This is a genomic window from Pseudomonas sp. 30_B, from assembly GCF_017491605.1.
Taxonomy (GTDB): Bacteria; Pseudomonadota; Gammaproteobacteria; order Pseudomonadales; family Pseudomonadaceae; genus Pseudomonas.
Map to the genome: position 1 here is coordinate 114,801 of NZ_JAFGYY010000002.1, position 14,412 is coordinate 129,212.

Consider the following 14,412-nt stretch of genomic DNA (forward strand, 5'->3'; position numbering starts at 1 on the left):
GGTAGACAAGCATGAATCTCCACGAATATCAGGGTAAGCAGCTGTTCGCTGAGTACGGCCTGCCCGTATCCAAGGGCTTCGCCGTCGACACACCCGAAGAGGCCGCAGAAGCCTGTGAAAAGATCGGTGGTACCGAGTGGGTCGTTAAGGCCCAGGTACACGCTGGTGGCCGCGGTAAAGCGGGCGGTGTGAAGCTGGTCAAGAGCAAAGAGGACGCCAAGGCGTTCGCCGCCAACTGGCTGGGCAAGCGTCTGGTGACCTACCAGACTGACGCCAACGGCCAGCCGGTCAGCAAGATCCTGGTGGAATCCTGCACCGACATCGACAAGGAGCTGTACCTCGGCGCCGTTGTCGACCGTTCCAGCCGTCGCATCGTCTTCATGGCCTCCACCGAAGGTGGCGTGGACATCGAGAAAGTTGCGCACGAGACCCCTGAGAAGATCCTGAAGGCCACCATCGATCCGCTGGTTGGCGCTCAGCCGTTCCAGGGCCGCGAGCTGGCCTTCCAGCTGGGCCTGAAGGGCGACCAGATCAAGCAGTTCACCCACATCTTCGTTGGCCTGGCCAAGCTGTTCCAGGACTACGACCTGGCGCTGCTGGAAGTGAACCCGCTGGTGATCAAGAAAGACGGCAACCTGCACTGCCTGGACGCCAAGATCAACATCGACTCCAACGCCATGTACCGTCAGCCCAAGCTGCGCGCCATGCACGACCCGTCCCAGGACGACGCTCGTGAAGCCCATGCGCAGAAGTGGGAGCTGAACTACGTCGCGCTGGAAGGCAACATCGGCTGCATGGTCAACGGCGCTGGCCTGGCCATGGGCACCATGGACATCGTCAACCTGCACGGCGGCAAGCCGGCCAACTTCCTCGACGTTGGCGGCGGTGCCACCAAAGAGCGCGTGACCGAAGCGTTCAAGATCATCCTGTCCGACAGCAACGTGGCTGCCGTTCTGGTGAACATCTTCGGCGGCATCGTTCGCTGCGACATGATTGCCGAAGGCATCATCGGCGCCGTGAAAGAAGTCGGCGTGAAAATCCCGGTTGTCGTTCGTCTGGAAGGCAACAACGCCGACCTCGGCGCCAAGGTCCTGGCCGAGAGCGGTCTGAACATCATCGCGGCGACCAGCCTGACCGACGCTGCCCAGCAAGTCGTCAAGGCCGCGGAGGGTAAGTAATGAGCGTCCTGATCAATAAAGACACCAAAGTCATCTGCCAGGGCTTCACCGGCTCGCAGGGTACCTTCCACTCCGAACAAGCCATCGCCTACGGCACCAAGATGGTTGGCGGCGTGACCCCCGGCAAGGGCGGCACCACCCACCTGGGCCTGCCGGTGTTCAACACCGTCAAGGAAGCCGTGGAAGCGACCGGCGCCGACGCTTCGGTCATCTACGTTCCGGCTCCGTTCTGCAAGGACTCGATCCTGGAAGCGGCCTTCGGCGGCATCAAGCTGATCGTCTGCATCACCGAAGGCATCCCGACCATCGACATGCTGGAAGCCAAGGTCAAGTGCGACGAGCTGGGCGTACGCCTGATTGGCCCGAACTGCCCGGGCGTGATCACTCCCGGCGAGTGCAAGATCGGCATCATGCCGGGTCACATCCACCTGCCGGGCAAGGTAGGCATCGTGTCGCGTTCCGGCACCCTGACCTACGAAGCCGTGAAGCAGACCACCGACGCCGGCTTCGGCCAGTCCACTTGCGTGGGCATCGGCGGTGACCCGATCCCGGGCTCCAACTTCATCGACATTCTGAAGCTGTTCCAGGAAGACCCGAAAACCGAAGCCATCGTCATGATCGGCGAAATTGGTGGTTCGGCCGAAGAAGAAGCGGCTGCCTACATCAAGGCCAACGTGACCAAGCCGGTGGTGTCCTACATCGCTGGTGTTACCGCACCGCCCGGCAAGCGCATGGGCCACGCGGGCGCCATCATCTCCGGTGGCAAGGGCACTGCGGACGAGAAGTTCGCCGCCCTGCAGGACGCCGGCGTGAAAACCGTGCGTTCCCTGGCTGACATCGGCAAGGCCCTGGCCGAGCTGACCGGCTGGGCGGTCAAGTAAGCGCCCGCTTACTTAACCCTTGGCTGTGCAGGGGCCACCTTCGGGTGGCCCCTGTCATTTTGCCTGCGCCGGACAAAGTGTCGATCACGCGACACTCCCGTTCATTTCGAGGACTATCTGACGTACGTCAGTGCAGCTCATCGGAATAGATCGTTAGGCTAGCAACTATATGAAGCGCCGCGTTCCCCACAAGGGAAGGCTCGCTCACCGTCAACTCCTACCCGGAGGCGACGGCGATTCCTGACCGTCACGGATGGCGGGATAAACAGAATGCAGGAGCAACCGGGCCACGAGCCCATGGAAAACCTCTGCTATCGGACTTCCAAGAACAAATCACCGTACCGATGACAGCAGCATCACAGGATGCGCAGGCTCGCCCCGAGTGAGTCGGCCAGTCCCGTCCGATGCGGCTTCGTCACGTCTGTACGGTCGATCTGCCTTGGGAGACCACGAAACCGTTTCAGCACTGTGGTATTTCCCTTCATGAACGTCTTGAAAGGCCAGGACATCCTGGCACTGGGTTTTATGACCTTCGCGCTGTTCGTCGGCGCGGGCAACATCATCTTCCCGCCGATCGTGGGCCTGCAGTCGGGGCCGCACGTGTGGATGGCCGCGCTGGGCTTCCTGATCACCGCGGTCGGCCTGCCGGTGATCACCGTCGTCGCGCTGGCCAAGGTCGGTGGTGCGATGGACACCCTCAGCCACCCGATCGGCCGTGTCGCCGGTGGGCTGCTGGCGGCCGTCTGCTACCTGTCGGTCGGGCCGCTGTTCGCCACCCCGCGTACTGCCACCGTCTCCTTCGAAGTGGGCCTGGCGCCGCTGACCGGGGAGGGCGCGCTGCCGCTGTTCCTCTACAGCCTGGTGTACTTCCTGGTGGTGCTGGTGATTTCGCTGTACCCGGGCAAGCTGCTCGATACCGTCGGCCGCTTCCTCGCGCCGCTGAAGATCATCGCCCTGGCCGCCCTCGGCATCGCCGCCTTCATGCTGCCGGCCGGCCCCATCGGTGTCGCTGAGCCGGCCTACCAGGCCGCGGCGTTCTCCCAAGGCTTCGTCAATGGCTATCTGACCATGGACACCCTCGGCGCGCTGGTCTTCGGTATCGTCATCGTCAACGCGATCCGCTCCCGTGGCGTGCAGTCGCCGCGCCTGATCACCCGCTACGCCATCATCGCCGGCCTGATCGCCGGTGTCGGGCTTGCGCTGGTGTACATCAGCCTGTTCCGCCTGGGCGCCGGCAGCCACGACATCGCCGCCGGTGCCAGCAACGGCGCGGCCGTCCTGCATGCCTACGTGCAGCACACCTTCGGCTCGCTGGGCAGCACCTTCCTCGCGGTGCTGATCGCGCTGGCCTGCCTGGTCACCGCCGTGGGCCTGACCTGTGCCTGCGCCGAGTACTTCTGCCGCATCCTGCCGCTGTCGTACCGCAGCCTGGTGATCCTCCTGGCGGCGTTCTCGCTGCTGGTGTCGAACCTGGGCCTGACCAAGCTCATCCAGTTCTCCATCCCTGTGCTGACGGCGATCTATCCGCCGTGCATTGTGCTGGTGGCGCTGAGCTTCTGCGCCAGCCTGTGGCGTTCGCAGACCCGCATCGTCGCCCCGGTGATGGTGATCTCCTTCGTCTTCGGCATCATCGACGCCCTCAAGGGCGCCAAGCTCGACGCCTGGATGCCGGGCTGGATGGAGCACCTGCCGCTGGCCGAGCAGGGCCTCGCCTGGCTGATCCCGTCGGTGGCCATGCTGGCCGCGATGGCGGTCCTCGACCGCCTGCTGGGCAAACCCCAGGAAGCCATGGCCTGACACCTGCCGCGTCAATGAACAAGGCCGCCCACAAGGCGGCCTTTTCATGTCTGTAGGAGCGAGCTTGCTCGCGAACCGCCTGGCACCTTCTGCGCCCGGTATAAAAGCGTTCGCGAGCAAGCTCGCTCCTACAGTTGGTCTTGGAACGCGGGCATCGAGCCGTGTCTTTCTCCGCGAATCTGGCGTCTATCCGCCGCGTATTCCTGCAATTTCCTAACGGCCCCGCGCAAGGACAAGCATGACCGACGTCGTCGATCTGTTCGATATCCAGTACCTGTGGAACCTGTTCGCCATCCTCTGGTTCCTCGTCTGCTGGATCGGCTACACCCGCTATGCCAAGGTCAAGGCCCGCGACACCGCGTGCCTGGCCAGCGTGCTGCACCTCTACCGCCAGGACTGGATGCGCCGCCTGCTGCTGCGCGACAACCGCGTGGCCGACGCCAGCGTGATCGGTAACCTGGAGCGCAACGCGTCGTTCTTCGCCTCCAGCACCCTGATCATCCTCGCCGGTATCCTGACTCTGCTGGGCTCCGCCGAGCGCACCATCTCGGTACTGGCCGACCTGCCGTTCGTGGCGCCGCCAACCCGCGGCCTGTCGGAGTTGAAGCTGCTCTGCCTCGCGGTAGTGTTCGTGTACGCCTTCTTCACCTTCAGCTGGTGCATGCGCCAATACAATTTCGCGGCCGTGCTGGTGGCCTCCGCGCCGATGGTGGGGGAGCGCAGCGTGGGCGAACAGGAACGCAAGCTCTACGCCGAGCGGGCGGCGCGTGTGGTGTCGCTGGCGGCGCATCAGTTCAACCAGGGCCTGCGTACCTACTATTTCGGCCTGGCGATGCTCGCCTGGTTCATCAACCCGCTGATCTTCATGCTGGTGACCGCCGGGGTGGTGGGGGTGCTGTACCAGCGCGAGTTCCATTCCCGCGTGCTGCACGTGATGGTCTACACGCCGACGTCCCACGGGGACACCCCGCGCGAAGACGACATTCCGGCCTGAGCAAACGCCCGATGCGACAAGGCCCGCAAATGCGGGCCTTGTGCTGTACAGCGGAAGAAGCGGCTTACTGCTGCTTCTGCTCTTCACCTGCGGGTGCCTGCGGCGCGGTAGCCGGGGCTGCCGGTGCAGCCGGAGCGGCTTCGGGGGCCGGCGGAGTCGTCGGCGGAGTCGTCGGCGCCGGGGTGGCCGGCTGCTCAGTGGCGGCGGGGGCGGCCGGCGCTTTCGGCTCTTCTTTCTTGCCGCAGGCGGCAAGGCCCAGACCGGCGATCAGCATCAGAGCGAGGGGAAGGGTTTTTTTCATGTGGTGCCTCCATGTGCGGCTTTCCTGTTGATAGCCCTTTGAGCACGCGCCCTTCGAATAAGTTCAATGAATATTCCTACAGCGTAGGTTTTCATCACTGTAGGTGGGGCGGGGGGCGGGGTATGATGCGGGCCCGTGCAGTCATTCGGTCGCCCACGCCATGAGTGAAACCCCCATTCTTGAGCGCGCCCAGCGCTTTCTCTCAGCCTTGCCGCATTGCCGATTGCTGGGCATCAGCACCCATGCCGCCGACGCTTCCGGCCTGACGCTGCGCCTGCCTTACAGCCAGGCCATCGTCGGCAATCCGGAGACCGGCGTCATTCACGGCGGCGCGATCACCACGCTGATGGACACCACCTGTGGCATCTCCACCCTTTGCGTGCTGCCGCAGTTCGAGATCTGCCCGACCCTGGACCTGCGCATCGACTACATGCACCCGGCCGAGCCCGGCAAGGATGTGTTCGGATTCGCCGAGTGCTACCGCGTCACCCCGACCATCATCTTCACCCGCGGCATCGCCTACCAGGACGACCCTTCCGAACCCATCGCCCATGTGGTCGGCACCTTCATGCGCATGGGCAAGGCGGTTTCCGCCGGCAGCGTGAAGAGCAGCGTCGACGGGGAGGCTTCCGCATGAGCACGCCGAGCATCGAGCAGCTGGTGCGTGAAGCCCACGAGAGCAAGAACTACGACGGGCTGATCGAATCGATTCCCTACGCCAGGCTGATCGGCATCCGCTGCCTGCGGCTGGGCGACGAGGCACTCTTCCACCTGCCGGCCAACCCCGACAACATCGGCAACCCGACGCTGCCGGCCCTGCATGGCGGCGTCATCGCCGGTTTCATGGAGAACGCCGCGCTGCTGCACTTGCTGATGTTCATGGGCATTCCGCACATGCCCAAGATCATCGACTTCTCCATCGACTACCTGCGCGCCGGGCATTTCCGCGACACCTATGCGCAATGCCAGGTCTGGCGACAGGGGCGGCGAGTGGCCAACGTGGCGATCACCGCCTGGCAGACCACCCGCGCTGAACCCATCGCCACCGCACGGGCCCACTTCAAGGTCGACGGCGCCTGAATGGATACCCTGCTGATCCTGCTCGGTCTGCTGTTGATCCTCGCCGGCTACGCCTGGCTGATCATGCAGGCTTTCGGTCGCAGCCTGTTCTGGGGGGTCGCCAGCCTGCTGCCGCCCCTGGCGCTGGTGTTCATGCTGCGCCACTGGAGGCACGCACGTGGCGCTGTGGTACTCGGTGGTCTGGGCTGCATTCCGCTGGTGGTCGGCCTGACGCTGCTGGCGGTCCACGACAGCGCGCGCCTGGAGGCCATTCTGCGCCTCGAGTGGTTGCGGCCCGAGCCGGCCGTCAAGCCGGAGCTGGCGATCCAGCTGCGTGGCGAGCTCAACGGCAAGCCGTTCGCGCCCGAGCAGGCCGACCTGATCGACGGGGTACTGAGCCTGCGGGAAGGGCAGGACTTCTACGCGCACCGCGAAGTACGCATTCGCCTGCCCGCACCCGTGGCGACAGAGAAGCCTCTGCGGCTCGATGTGCTGCCCAATGATGCCGGCACCTTGCCGGAGGTCGAGATCAGCTGGCTGGCGACCGGCCAGGACCTGCCCGAAGCGGTCCGGCTTGCGCGCGGCTACAGCCTGCATCTGGATCTTGCGCCAGAGGCGCCCAATCGCATGGCCGGCGTCTTCCACCTGGTGCTCCCCGCGCAGATGCGCACCACCCTGAGCGGAAAGGTCGAGCTGTACACCAATTACCTGCGCTACCGCGATGGGCAGGTGGACACCCGCGTCGACTCCCAGGACACCCTGGCCTACGTGCTGCTCGACTACCTGCAGCGACGCTTCGCCCGGCGCGATATCGAGCTGGGCAGGTTGCCTCGGCTGGATACCTCGCGCCCGCAGCTGGAGGTGCCGGTCAGCTTCAGTGTGGGTGGTGAGCCGCAGAGCGTGTCGCTGACCCTGGCCAAGACCGCAACCCGAGGCTGGGGCGTAAAGGGTGACCGGTATCCGAGCCTGGTCGACAACCCGAAGCCGGCCCCGGCGCAGCCATCGACCCAACCCGCCGAGGCGGCTGGCCAGCCCCCGGTGGCGCCGGAGATCGGCCAGGTCTCCATGCCGCGTCTGCAAGCCGCGCCGGAGCGTTTCGCCAATCGCCACATGCGCGTGCAGACCGAGCAGGGGCGCACGGCCGATGGGACCTTCGTCGGCCTGGATGGCGACGGCCGCCTGGTCATTCGCCACAGCCTGAGCGGCGCGGGAGAGGCGAGCTACGTCCTGCGCCCCAGCGAAGTGGTCAGCATCGAATTGCTCGCGCAATGAGTCTTCGGGGCAAACCCTTGAATTCGTTCAGGAAGCCCCCATCTCGCTGACATCGGCCGCACGACGCGGCATTTGTCATCCTCGGAGCGAGAAACAATGAGCGTGGAGACTCAAAAAGAAACACTGGGCTTCCAGACCGAAGTGAAGCAGCTGCTTCACCTGATGATTCATTCCCTGTATTCGAACAAGGAAATCTTCCTTCGCGAGCTGATTTCCAACGCCTCCGACGCGGCCGACAAGCTGCGTTTCGAGGCCCTGGCCAAGCCCGAGCTGCTCGAAGGCGGCGCCGAGCTGAAGATCCGTGTGAGCTTCGACAAGGACGCCAAGACCGTCACCCTCGAAGACAACGGCATCGGCATGAGCCGCGAGGAAGTGATCGCGCACCTGGGCACCATCGCCAAGTCCGGCACCGCCGACTTCCTGAAGAACCTGTCGGGCGACCAGAAGAAGGACTCGCACCTGATCGGCCAGTTCGGCGTGGGCTTCTACAGTGCCTTCATCGTTGCCGACAAGGTGGACGTCTTCACCCGCCGCGCCGGTGCGCCGGCCAGCGAGGGCGTGCACTGGTCGTCCAAAGGTGAGGGCGAGTTCGATGTGTCGAGCATCGACAAGCCCGAACGCGGCACTCGCATCGTCCTGCACCTGAAGGACGGCGAAGACGAGTTCGCCGACGGCTGGCGCCTGCGCAACATCGTCAAGAAGTACTCCGACCACATTGCGTTGCCCATCGAACTGCCGAAAGAGCATTACGGCGAGGAGAAGGACAAGCCGGCCGAGGCCGAGTGGGAAGTGGTCAACCGTGCCAGCGCCCTGTGGACCCGTCCGCGCACCGAGGTGAAGGACGAGGAATACCAGGAGTTCTACAAGCACATCGCCCATGACTTCGAGAATCCGCTGACCTGGAGCCACAACAAGGTCGAGGGCAAGCTGGAATACACCTCGCTGCTCTACGTCCCGGCCCGCGCGCCGTTCGACCTGTACCACCGCGAGGCCCCGCGCGGCCTGAAGCTGTACGTGCAGCGCGTGTTCATCATGGACCAGGCTGATCAGTTCCTGCCGCTGTACCTGCGCTTTATCAAGGGCGTGGTGGACTCCAACGACCTGTCGCTGAACGTCTCCCGCGAGATCCTGCAGTCCGGCCCCATCGTCGATTCGATGAAGTCGGCGCTGACCAAGCGCTCCCTGGACATGCTGGAGAAGCTGGCGAGCAGCGACGCAGAAGCCTACAAGGGCTTCTGGAAGAACTTCGGCCAGGTGCTGAAGGAAGGCCCGGCCGAGGACTTCGCCAACAAGGACAAGATCGCCGGCCTGCTGCGCTTCTCCTCCACCAGCGACGAGAGCGGCGAGCAGAGCGTTTCCCTGGCCGACTACATCGGCCGGATGAAGGAGGGCCAGGACAAGATCTACTACCTCACCGGCGAGAGCTTCGCCCAGGTGAAGAACAGCCCGCACCTGGAAGTCTTCCGCAAGAAAGGCATCGAAGTGCTGCTGCTCACCGACCGCATCGACGAATGGCTGATGAGCTACCTGCCAGAGTTCGACGGCAAGCAGTTCGTCGACGTCGCCCGTGGCGACCTGGACCTGGGCAGCCTGGACTCCGACGAGGACAAGAAGGCCCAGGAAGAAATCGCCAAGGCCAAAGAGGGCCTGGCCGAGCGCCTGAAGACCGCGCTGGGCGAGGAAGTCGCCGAGGTGCGCGTGTCCCACCGCCTGACCGACTCGCCGGCGATCCTCGCCATCGGCGAACAGGACCTGGGCCTGCAGATGCGCCAGATCCTCGAAGCCAGCGGACAGAAGGTACCGGACTCCAAGCCGATCTTCGAGTTCAACCCGGCTCACCCGCTGATCGAGAAGCTGGACGCCGAGCCCGACGAAGACCGCTTCGGCGAGCTGGCCCACATCCTCTTCGACCAGGCCGCCCTGGCCGCGGGAGACAGCCTGAAAGACCCGGCCGCCTACGTGCGCCGCCTGAACAAGCTGCTGGTGGAACTGTCCGCCTGAGCCGCCGCCTGAAAAACAAAGCCCGCTTCGGCGGGCTTTGTGCTTTCTTTATCCGCTCCACCCAACCGACAAGCAAAAAGGGGATTACCCAATGAGCCAGATCAGCGTGCAACCGGTCGCCTACAGCCAGGACGGCGTCTCCTTCGAAGGCCAGTTGGTATTCGACACTGCCAGCAACGCGCAGCGCCCCGGCCTGCTGATGGCGCCGAACTGGATGGGCGTCAGCCAGGGCGCCGTGGATATCGCCCGCAAGGTCGCCGAGCGCGGCTACGTGGTGCTGGTGGCGGACCTCTATGGCAAGGATGTCCGTCCCAACGACACGGAACAGGCCGCTGCTGCGATGATGCCGCTCAAGGACGACCGCGCGCTGCTGCGCAAACGCATGCAGCTTTCGCTCGCCACGCTGCTGGAACAGGCCGGCAAGGCTCCGCTGGACACCAGCCGGCTGGCGACCTTCGGCTTCTGCTTCGGCGGCTGTTGCGCCCTGGAGCTGGCCCGCGATGGCGCGCCACTGGCGGCTGCCGTGTCCTTCCACGGCACCCTGGATACGCCGAACCCGGCCGATGCGAAGAACATCAAGGGCTCGGTGCTGGTCCTCGATGGCGCCATCGATCCCTTCGTGCCGCGTGAGCAGCTGACCGAGTTCGCCCGGGAGATGATCGATGCCAAGGTCGACTGGGCACTGACCAGCTACGGCGGCGCCGCACATTCCTTCACCGACCCGCACGCGCAGATTCCGGGCAAGATGCAGTACGACGCCAAGGTGGCGCGCCGCGCCTTCGCCGCGATGTTCGACCTGCTGGACGAGCGCTTCGGCGGCTGAAGTCCCCCTATGAGCAAGAACGCCGCGCCTCTATTGGAGGCGCGGCGTTTTTGTTTGCTCTTCTCTCTGTAGCGAGCTTGCTCGCGAACCCTGCCTCGCAGCGGAGGTCGTTCGCGAGCAAGCTCGCTCCTACAAAAAACCTTGCTCAGGGCGCGTTGGCCGGACGCTGCGCAGCGGGCTCGTCGGCACGGTAGCCTTTGGCGCCGAACCAGACGATGTACAGGTAGCACAGCAGCGGGATGGCGAAGGAGTGCAGCAGGCCGATGCGGTCGGCGAAGAAGGCCTGCACCAGCGGCATCACGGCCCCCCCGACGATGGCCATGCAGAGCAGGCCGGAGCCCTTGCTGGTGAGGTTGCCCAGGCCCTCCAGGGCGAGGGAGAAAATGGTCGGGAACATGATCGAGTTGAACAGCCCGATCAGGATCAGCGACCACATCGCCACGTGCCCGCCGACGCTTAGCGCCACGGCGATCAGCAGGGTGATGACCAGGGCATTGCAGGCCAGCATGCGGTTGGCCGGAATGGCGCGCATCAGGGCGCTGCCGATGAAGCGGCCGACCATCGCGCCGCCCCAGTAGAACGACAGGTACTTGCCGGCATGTTCAGGGGACAGCCCGGCGATGTCCGGCTGGCCCATCAGGCTGACCAGGTAGCTGCCGATGGAAACTTCGGCGCCGACGTAGGCGAAGATCGCGATCACCCCGAAGATCAGGTGGCGATGGGCGAACAGCGAATGCCGGCCCGCTGCGGCGCCGTCGCTGGGCTCGCCGTGGTGGATCTTCGGTAGGCGGAACAGGGCGATCAGCACGGCGATGGCGAACAGCAGCCCGGCCAGTACCAGGTACGGCGTCTTCACCGAGTCGGCCTCGCTGGCGGCGGAGCCGCCGATCTGCGAGGCCGCGCCGGCACCGATGGCAAGGATGGTCACCGACCCCACCAGCGGCCCGACCGTGGTGCCCAGGGAGTTGAACGCCTGGGTCAGGTTGAGGCGGCTGGCGGCGGTGGTCGCCGGGCCGAGCACGTTCACGTAGGGGTTGGCCGCGACCTGCAGCAGGGTGATACCGGAGGCGAGGATGAACAGCGCGGCGAGGAAGAAGGGATAGGACTGCGCGCTCGCTGCCGGGTAGAACAGCAGGCAACCGATCCCGGCGGTGGCCAGGCCGACGATGATCCCGCTCTTGTAGCCGACCTTCTCCACCAGCCGACCGGAGGGGAAGGACATGATGAAGTAGGCACCGAAGAAGCAGAACTGGATCAGCGACGCCTCCACGTAGGACAGGGTGAAGACTGCCTTGAGGTGCGGCACGAGGATGTCGTTGAGTGAGGTGATCAGGCCCCACATGAAGAACAGCAGGGTCAGCACGGTCAGGGCGCTGGTATGGCGATTGGCGTGCGATTGGTCCATCGCGGACTCCTTGGGCGGGGAGGGGCCGCGCTCAGCGCGGCAGTTCGATGCGCTCCGACTCGCCCGGCACCGTCGGCCAGTCGCGGGCGGACCAGCGTGCGCGGGCGTTGTCGATCAGCGCCGGGTCGCTGGCGACGAAGTTCCAGTTCATCCGTCGCGGCCCGTCCAGCGGCGCGCCGCCGATGATCACCGCGCGGCAGTCGGTGCAGGCGGAGAGGGTGAAGGTGGCGCCTTCGGGCAGCACCAGCAGTGCGTGCAGCGGCAGCGGCTCATCGTCGAGCAGGGCGTCGCCGTCGAGCAGGTACAGTGCGCGTTGCGGATGCTCGTCGGGAATCGCCAGGGTGGCGCCGGCGCTGAGGGCAAGTTCCGCATAGAGCGTCGGCGAGAGCACCGGGACCGGAGATTCGAGGCAGAAACCCGTGCCCGCGATCATGCGGATGCGCACGCCCAGGGCCTCGCTTTCCGGCAGGCTGGCGGCGGGGTGGTGGCTGTAGCTGGGCTCGCAGCCTTCCTGCTCGCGCGGCAACGCCAGCCAGACCTGCAGGCCGTGCAGGCGCGAGCCGTTGTGGCGCAGGGTTTCCGGCGTGCGTTCGACGTGGGCGACGCCGCGTCCGGCGGTCATCCAGCTGACGTCTCCGGGCAGCACCAGCTGGTCCGAGCCCAGGCTGTCCTTGTGCTGCACCTGGCCCTCGAACAGGTAGGTGAGGGTGGACAGGCCGATATGCGGATGCTGGCGGATGTCCATGCCGTGCTCGGGGGCGAAGGTGCTTTCGAGCATGTGGTCGAAGAACACGAAGGGGCCGACGCTGCGGCATTGCGCGGAGGGTAGGGGGCGCAGGATGGGAACGCCTTCGACGTCTTCGGCGCGTGGGCGGATGCTTAGCAGGGAGTCGCTCATGGACGTTTCCAACAGGTCTGATCTGGGCATGATAGACGCTTGCCGCCGCCCCGACCCGATTCGCGTCGGCACGCTGCCTGTCATCAGCCTGTCACGCCGATGTCATAGCCTCGCGCGGTCCCCAACAAGGAGCGCGACATGTCCATTTCCCGCCTGCCAGCGGCCCTGGCCCTCACCCTGGCTTCCGCCTTCGCCACCTCTGCCTTTGCCGAAGTGCGAGTCACCGGCCCGGTCGAGTACGGCGTCTTCGTCAGCAATTACAAGGATTACCAGCCCGGCGAGCGCGTGCTGACCAGCAGCCAGGAAAAGCTCGAGGCCACGACTCGCGTTCCGGCCAAGCTGGGCACCAAGTTCGGCCTGCGTTACCAGCTCAGCGGCAAGCAGGAAGGCGACGCTCCGCTGACCCTGCTGTACTTCACCCCCGGCGTGGTCACCCCGGACGGCCAGCGCCACGACAAGCTGGAAGTGGTGCAGAAGCTGGTGGTCGGCGCGCCGACCGACGTGATGGCCTACCAGTTCACCGAGAACCACGAAGTGGTGCAGGGACAATGGCGCTTCATGGTGTTCCAGGGCGATCGCCTGCTGGCGGAGAAGACCTTCACCGTCGAGTAAGTCCGGTTGGGTGAAAGCCCGTCGGTTGCCCGTGACGCTGTACACCTTAGAAATACGCCGCGCTCCATGGGAGTCGCGGCGTTTTTTCTGGCCTGCTTCCAGCCCTGACCGATATGCGGTCGGGCTCGCCGACAGGAACAGTACGGGCCTCCGTGTAGCCGGCGTTAAGCGGGCACGGCCTCGGAGTCCATCCATTGCGCCCGGACTTGCAGGATCTGCGGCAGGCAAGCGGCGAAAATCTCCACCAGTTCCGGATCGAAATGCCTGCCGCTCTCGCTGCGGATGTGGGCAACGGCGTCTTCCACCGACCACGCCGTCTTGTAGGGACGGACACTGGTCAGTGCATCGAACACATCGGCGATCGCCACGATGCGGGCCGCGTGGGGGATATCGTCCCCGGCAATTCCGTTCGGATAGCCGCTGCCGTCCCATTTTTCGTGGTGGTTCAGCGCGATGTTCGCCGCCATTTTCAGCATGCCGGAGGCGTGGTTGCCGATGATCCTGGCGCCGATCTCGGTGTGTTGGCGCATCACCGCCCATTCCTCGGGCGTCAGCCGGCTCGATTTGCGCAGGATAGCGTCGGGTATGCCGATCTTGCCCACGTCGTGCATGGGCGCCGCGTGCAGAAGGTCATCGGCGGCGCGCTCGCTGTAGCCGGCGGCCAGGGCGATGATCTTCGAGTAGTTGCTCATGCGGATGACGTGCAGGCCCGTTTCGTTGTCCTTGTATTCGGCGGCGGCCCCCAGGCACTGGACGATCTTCAGCCGGGTTTCCTGCAGTTCATGCGCCTGCACCAGGGACAGGTGGGTGCGCACGCGGGCCCGGACGATGTGCGGGTTGAAGGGCTTGGTGATGTAGTCGACCGCTCCCAGTTCCAGGCCTTGATGCTCGTTGTCCGCTTCCGCCAGCGCGGTCACGAAGATCACCGGAATCGCGGCCGTATGCGGGTCCTGCTTCAAGGTCTGGCAGACCTCGTAGCCGGACATGGCCGGCATCATGATGTCCAGCAGGATCAGGTCCGGGCGATCCGATCGTGCCAGCTCCAGCGCCGTCTGACCGTTCTTGGCGAAGAGCAGGCGGTAGTCGCCTTGCAGGGTATGGCGCAGCACATGCAGGTTGGTGGGCTCGTCATCGACCAGCAACAGGGTCGGGCGCGGGTCGGTCAGTTGAAAATGGTTCATGGTGTCGTCC

Annotated in this window: 14 protein-coding genes; 10 read left to right on the plus strand and 4 right to left on the minus strand. The window is 65.0% G+C overall.

All coding sequences use genetic code 11. The annotated features are described in order from the left end of the window. Positions 1 to 11 precede the first annotated feature (11 nt). From sucC to J5M67_RS02710, 4 genes are all read left to right on the plus strand, one after another. Positions 12 to 1,178 (plus strand): ADP-forming succinate--CoA ligase subunit beta, encoded by a 1,167-nt coding sequence (gene sucC / locus J5M67_RS02695; protein WP_017518067.1) that lies wholly within the window; start codon positions 12 to 14, stop codon positions 1,176 to 1,178. After that, positions 1,178 to 2,059, plus strand: a complete 882-nt coding sequence (sucD, locus tag J5M67_RS02700) for a succinate--CoA ligase subunit alpha (protein ID WP_207883052.1) — start codon at positions 1,178 to 1,180, stop codon at positions 2,057 to 2,059. Before sucC ends, sucD begins: the two co-directional genes overlap by 1 nt. A gap of 483 nt (positions 2,060 to 2,542) precedes the next feature. Beyond that, entirely contained in the window at positions 2,543 to 3,856 is a 1,314-nt protein-coding gene (brnQ, locus tag J5M67_RS02705; RefSeq protein WP_207883054.1) for a branched-chain amino acid transport system II carrier protein, read from the plus strand. A 238-nt stretch (positions 3,857 to 4,094) separates the two neighbouring features. Next, positions 4,095 to 4,850, plus strand: coding sequence for a DUF599 domain-containing protein (locus J5M67_RS02710; RefSeq protein WP_207883056.1), 756 nt, complete (start codon positions 4,095 to 4,097; stop codon positions 4,848 to 4,850). A 64-nt stretch (positions 4,851 to 4,914) separates the two neighbouring features. Here J5M67_RS02710 and J5M67_RS02715 read toward each other — a convergent pair whose 3' ends face one another. Next, a complete protein-coding gene (locus J5M67_RS02715; RefSeq protein WP_207883058.1) occupies positions 4,915 to 5,151 on the minus strand; it encodes a hypothetical protein in 237 nt (78 codons plus the stop codon). Positions 5,152 to 5,311: 160 nt separating this feature from the next. Here J5M67_RS02715 and J5M67_RS02720 point away from each other — a divergent pair, with 160 nt between their 5' ends. From J5M67_RS02720 to J5M67_RS02740, 5 genes are all read left to right on the plus strand, one after another. Beyond that, a complete protein-coding gene (locus J5M67_RS02720) occupies positions 5,312 to 5,788 on the plus strand; it encodes a PaaI family thioesterase (RefSeq protein WP_207883060.1) in 477 nt (158 codons plus the stop codon). Next, positions 5,785 to 6,231 carry a PaaI family thioesterase gene (locus J5M67_RS02725; protein WP_207883062.1) on the plus strand — a complete coding sequence of 149 codons (447 nt, stop codon included), beginning with the start codon at positions 5,785 to 5,787 and terminating at the stop codon, positions 6,229 to 6,231. Before J5M67_RS02720 ends, J5M67_RS02725 begins: the two co-directional genes overlap by 4 nt. Beyond that, positions 6,232 to 7,482: an MFS transporter gene (locus J5M67_RS02730; RefSeq protein WP_207883064.1), complete on the plus strand. Its 1,251-nt coding sequence runs from the start codon at positions 6,232 to 6,234 to the stop codon at positions 7,480 to 7,482. It abuts the gene before it with no gap. 96 nt (positions 7,483 to 7,578) lie between these two features. Next, positions 7,579 to 9,483, plus strand: coding sequence for a molecular chaperone HtpG (htpG, locus tag J5M67_RS02735; RefSeq protein WP_207883066.1), 1,905 nt, complete (start codon positions 7,579 to 7,581; stop codon positions 9,481 to 9,483). 91 nt (positions 9,484 to 9,574) lie between these two features. Next, on the plus strand, positions 9,575 to 10,306 hold the full coding sequence (locus tag J5M67_RS02740; RefSeq protein WP_207883068.1) for a dienelactone hydrolase family protein: 732 nt from the start codon (positions 9,575 to 9,577) through the stop codon (positions 10,304 to 10,306). 145 nt (positions 10,307 to 10,451) lie between these two features. Here J5M67_RS02740 and J5M67_RS02745 read toward each other — a convergent pair whose 3' ends face one another. Next, complete coding sequence (locus tag J5M67_RS02745; protein ID WP_207883070.1) at positions 10,452 to 11,711, minus strand: sugar MFS transporter; 1,260 nt, start codon at positions 11,709 to 11,711, stop codon at positions 10,452 to 10,454. A 31-nt stretch (positions 11,712 to 11,742) separates the two neighbouring features. Beyond that, on the minus strand, positions 11,743 to 12,609 hold the full coding sequence (locus J5M67_RS02750) for a pirin family protein (RefSeq protein WP_207883072.1): 867 nt from the start codon (positions 12,607 to 12,609) through the stop codon (positions 11,743 to 11,745). A gap of 138 nt (positions 12,610 to 12,747) precedes the next feature. Between J5M67_RS02750 and J5M67_RS02755 the strand changes: the two genes are divergently transcribed. Continuing rightward, the gene (locus J5M67_RS02755) at positions 12,748 to 13,221 is read left to right on the plus strand and encodes a DUF3859 domain-containing protein (RefSeq protein WP_207883074.1); all 474 of its coding nucleotides are present in this window, start codon (positions 12,748 to 12,750) and stop codon (positions 13,219 to 13,221) included. A gap of 164 nt (positions 13,222 to 13,385) precedes the next feature. Here J5M67_RS02755 and J5M67_RS02760 read toward each other — a convergent pair whose 3' ends face one another. Continuing rightward, a complete protein-coding gene (locus J5M67_RS02760) occupies positions 13,386 to 14,402 on the minus strand; it encodes a two-component system response regulator (RefSeq protein ID WP_207883076.1) in 1,017 nt (338 codons plus the stop codon). Between the last annotated feature and the right edge of the window lie 10 nt (positions 14,403 to 14,412).

Excerpts from the sequence above, each read along its gene's own strand:
- J5M67_RS02725 (WP_207883062.1), top strand. The coding sequence starts at position 5,785 with ATGAGCACGCCGAGCATCGAGCAGCTGGTGCGTGAAGCCCACGAGAGC.
- htpG (WP_207883066.1), top strand. The coding sequence starts at position 7,579 with ATGAGCGTGGAGACTCAAAAAGAAACACTGGGCTTCCAGACCGAAGTG.
- J5M67_RS02730 (WP_207883064.1), top strand. The coding sequence starts at position 6,232 with ATGGATACCCTGCTGATCCTGCTCGGTCTGCTGTTGATCCTCGCCGGC.
- J5M67_RS02745 (WP_207883070.1), bottom strand. The coding sequence starts at position 11,711 with ATGGACCAATCGCACGCCAATCGCCATACCAGCGCCCTGACCGTGCTG.
- J5M67_RS02755 (WP_207883074.1), top strand. The coding sequence starts at position 12,748 with ATGTCCATTTCCCGCCTGCCAGCGGCCCTGGCCCTCACCCTGGCTTCC.
- sucD (WP_207883052.1), top strand. The coding sequence starts at position 1,178 with ATGAGCGTCCTGATCAATAAAGACACCAAAGTCATCTGCCAGGGCTTC.
- sucC (WP_017518067.1), top strand. The coding sequence starts at position 12 with ATGAATCTCCACGAATATCAGGGTAAGCAGCTGTTCGCTGAGTACGGC.
- J5M67_RS02715 (WP_207883058.1), bottom strand. The coding sequence starts at position 5,151 with ATGAAAAAAACCCTTCCCCTCGCTCTGATGCTGATCGCCGGTCTGGGC.
- J5M67_RS02710 (WP_207883056.1), top strand. The coding sequence starts at position 4,095 with ATGACCGACGTCGTCGATCTGTTCGATATCCAGTACCTGTGGAACCTG.
- J5M67_RS02740 (WP_207883068.1), top strand. The coding sequence starts at position 9,575 with ATGAGCCAGATCAGCGTGCAACCGGTCGCCTACAGCCAGGACGGCGTC.
- J5M67_RS02720 (WP_207883060.1), top strand. The coding sequence starts at position 5,312 with ATGAGTGAAACCCCCATTCTTGAGCGCGCCCAGCGCTTTCTCTCAGCC.
- J5M67_RS02750 (WP_207883072.1), bottom strand. The coding sequence starts at position 12,609 with ATGAGCGACTCCCTGCTAAGCATCCGCCCACGCGCCGAAGACGTCGAA.
- brnQ (WP_207883054.1), top strand. The coding sequence starts at position 2,543 with ATGAACGTCTTGAAAGGCCAGGACATCCTGGCACTGGGTTTTATGACC.
- J5M67_RS02760 (WP_207883076.1), bottom strand. The coding sequence starts at position 14,402 with ATGAACCATTTTCAACTGACCGACCCGCGCCCGACCCTGTTGCTGGTC.